General features: G+C 61.3%; 3 protein-coding genes. 1 reads left to right on the top strand and 2 read right to left on the bottom strand.

The window, feature by feature from the left end:
- Window positions 1-70: 70 nt before the first annotated feature.
- A complete protein-coding gene (locus EOB59_RS34350) occupies window positions 71-589 on the bottom strand; it encodes a dihydrofolate reductase (protein WP_128290267.1) in 519 nt (172 codons plus the stop codon).
- Window positions 589-1,590: a DUF4424 domain-containing protein gene (locus tag EOB59_RS34345; RefSeq protein WP_127398801.1), complete on the bottom strand. Its 1,002-nt coding sequence runs from the start codon at window positions 1,588-1,590 to the stop codon at window positions 589-591. The genes EOB59_RS34350 and EOB59_RS34345 overlap by 1 nt, the downstream gene beginning before the upstream one ends.
- Before the next feature lie 131 nt (window positions 1,591-1,721).
- On the opposite strand from EOB59_RS34345, the gene cobF reads away from it, so the two are divergent.
- Window positions 1,722-2,507 carry a precorrin-6A synthase (deacetylating) gene (gene cobF / locus EOB59_RS34340; protein WP_128290266.1) on the top strand — a complete coding sequence of 262 codons (786 nt, stop codon included), beginning with the start codon at window positions 1,722-1,724 and terminating at the stop codon, window positions 2,505-2,507.
- Window positions 2,508-2,562 lie beyond the last annotated feature (55 nt).

The following is a 2,562-nucleotide window of genomic DNA, read 5'->3' as shown; positions in this document are numbered from 1 at the left end:
ATGCGCTGCCGACTTCGTCCGATTTGTCCGGTCGCGACCCTTTGTCTTCCTTCAATGCCCCTTTTTTCATTCAATGTCTCTCTCGACGCCGCTCGTAGACCGAATAACGCGTCGGGTGGCTGTCCTTTTCCCCGGCTGGGACGTCGTGCGAGCTGACAATGTGCCAGGAATCAGGATCGATCGGCGGGAAATGCGCGTCGCCGTCGACCGCTGCCAGCACATGGGTGACATGCAGGCGATCGGCCAGCAGCATGGCCTGGACATAGATTTCGCCGCCGCCGATGACGCACACCTCGTCCACATCGGCCATGCGGCGCCCGCGCTCCGTCGCCAGTTGGATCGCGGCCTCGAGCGAATGTGCCGCCTCGACGCCCTCGGCGCGCCAGGTCTTGTCGCGGGTGACGACGATGTTCAACCTGCCCGGCAGCGGCCGGCCGATGCCCTCATAGGTCTTGCGGCCCATGATGATGGGCTTGCCCATCGTATCGGCTCTGAAGCGCTTGAGATCGGTGGAGAGCCGCCACGGGAGCCCGCCGTCCCGCCCGATCACGCCGTTCTCGGCGATGGCAACGTAGATTGCGACGTGCATCAATTGCCGTCCGTTGGCTCGAGGATCAGGATGTCGATGTCGCGCTCGGGGTATAAATCATCCGCCGTCATCTCGAATGTCGTCGGTCCGGTCTTTTTGACATTGTCGCCGCAGAACGAGACCAGGGCTTTCGGATTGCCCTTGTCGATCGTCAGCTTGAACTTGCCGATCGTGCCAGTGGCCCAGTTGCCGCCGGTGGTCAGGATATAGGCGATGCGGTTCTCGAAATATTTGGGGTAGCCGTCAGGGTCGTCCTTGGCAGCCTTGCGCACCGCATTTTCGAATGTGCCATCCATGCAATAGCGGGCCTTGTAGGCCGCATACTGTCCCTGGAATTTGCCGTCGTAGAAGAAGCTGACTGAAGACGTGCCGCCGACGCTCGGCTTATAGTGGTGGGAAACATGGACGTCCTTGTTGGCCGGAAAGGTCGAGCGCCACCAGTAGGTCGAACGCAGTTGCCAGAACGGCGTGTAGACCTTGGTGGTCTCGGTGCCGTCGCTGCCGGTGTCCTCGATGATGATGCCGCGGTTGACCCAGTCATCGACAACCGCTTGCGGCAGCTTGGCCAGCGCCGCCTTCGCCGCATCGCCGAATGGATAGAACGGCACGTTTTGCGCCTTCAACTCGGCGCTGATGTCGATGCCGAGCGCAAACACCTTCTGCTCCAACTGCGGCTTGACGGCAACACCGTCGATCGTCACCTCGAAGCCGAGGAAATTGTCGCTCTGGTTTTCGGGAATCGCCGGGATTTCTTCGGGATTGCCCGATATTTCGGGCATCGGGAAGGCGACGATTGCGTCGACATCCTTGTCGGTGTTGTTATGGAAGACATAGTCGACCGTCACCTTTTCCGGCGAGATGAAGAGGTCCTCGCTTTGCATCGACACGGCGTCGCTGCGCGACAGGATCAGGCCGCCGGTGCCAAGTTCGGCAACCGAATCATTGGCGAAGGCGGGCGCGGACGACAGGGCCAGCACGGCGGTCAGAATATATCGCAACATGGAAACAACCTCGGCCAGAATGCTTGCAGGACCCTAGCGGTTTCAATGTGGCGTTCAAAGCCCTTCCGCATCCGCGGACGCGCGCCAGCGCGGTCTGGACTAACAGGTTCCGATCGGGCAGGAGTTCGCCCATGCGCAAGCTTCTCGTCATCGGCATCGGCGCCGGCAATCCCGACCACATGACCGTCCAGGCCGTATCACGCCTGAACCAGGCGGATGTGCTGTTCATTCCCGACAAGGGTGCGAAAAAAAATGAACTGGCCGAACTGCGCCGCCGGATATGCGACCGCTTCGTCACCAATCCGAAGTCGCGCCGCGTCGAATTCGACGTGCCGGTGCGCGACATGCCAGTAGAAGATGGGCCGGAGCCCTCCTACCGCGCGACCGTCGATGACTGGCACGAAGCCATCGCCGCCATTTACGAAGGCCTGATCCGCGATGAGATTGCAGGCGACGGCTGCGGCGCCTTCCTGATCTGGGGCGATCCTTCGCTCTATGACAGCGCGTTACGCATCCTCGAGCGCGTGCGCCTGCGAGGAAATGTGGCGTTCGAGCTTGAGGTGATCCCCGGCATCACCGCTGTCCAGGCACTTGCCGCCAGGCACAAGATGGCGCTGAACCGCATCGGCGATTCCGTCCTCATCACCACAGGCCGCCGCCTGACCGAGGAAGGCATGCCGGACAATGCCGGCAGCGCGGTCGTCCTGCTCGACGGCAAATGCGCCTTCAACACGCTGGCCGACAAGGATGTCGTCATCCATTGGGGCGCCTATCTCGGAACGGAAGACGAGATTCTCATCTCTGGCCGTCTCAGTGATGTCGGCGCCGAGATCGAGAGAACCCGTGAAGAAGCGCGCCGGAAAAAGGGCTGGATCATGGACACTTACCTGCTTCGCAAGCCAAGCACAGAGGATTAGGCCCTACTGCCCTACTGCCCTACTGCCCTACTGCCCTACTGCCCTACTGCCCTAC

It is taken from the genome of Mesorhizobium sp. M7A.F.Ca.MR.176.00.0.0 (assembly GCF_004023165.1).
Taxonomy (GTDB): domain Bacteria; phylum Pseudomonadota; class Alphaproteobacteria; order Rhizobiales; family Rhizobiaceae; genus Mesorhizobium.
This window is presented reverse-complemented; position numbering and strand designations above follow the sequence as displayed.

What these genes read in the sequence shown, in the direction of transcription:
- EOB59_RS34350 (WP_128290267.1), bottom strand. Translation starts at nt 589, where the DNA reads ATGCACGTCGCAATCTACGTTGCCATCGCCGAGAACGGCGTGATCGGG.
- EOB59_RS34345 (WP_127398801.1), bottom strand. Translation starts at nt 1,590, where the DNA reads ATGTTGCGATATATTCTGACCGCCGTGCTGGCCCTGTCGTCCGCGCCC.
- cobF (WP_128290266.1), top strand. Translation starts at nt 1,722, where the DNA reads ATGCGCAAGCTTCTCGTCATCGGCATCGGCGCCGGCAATCCCGACCAC.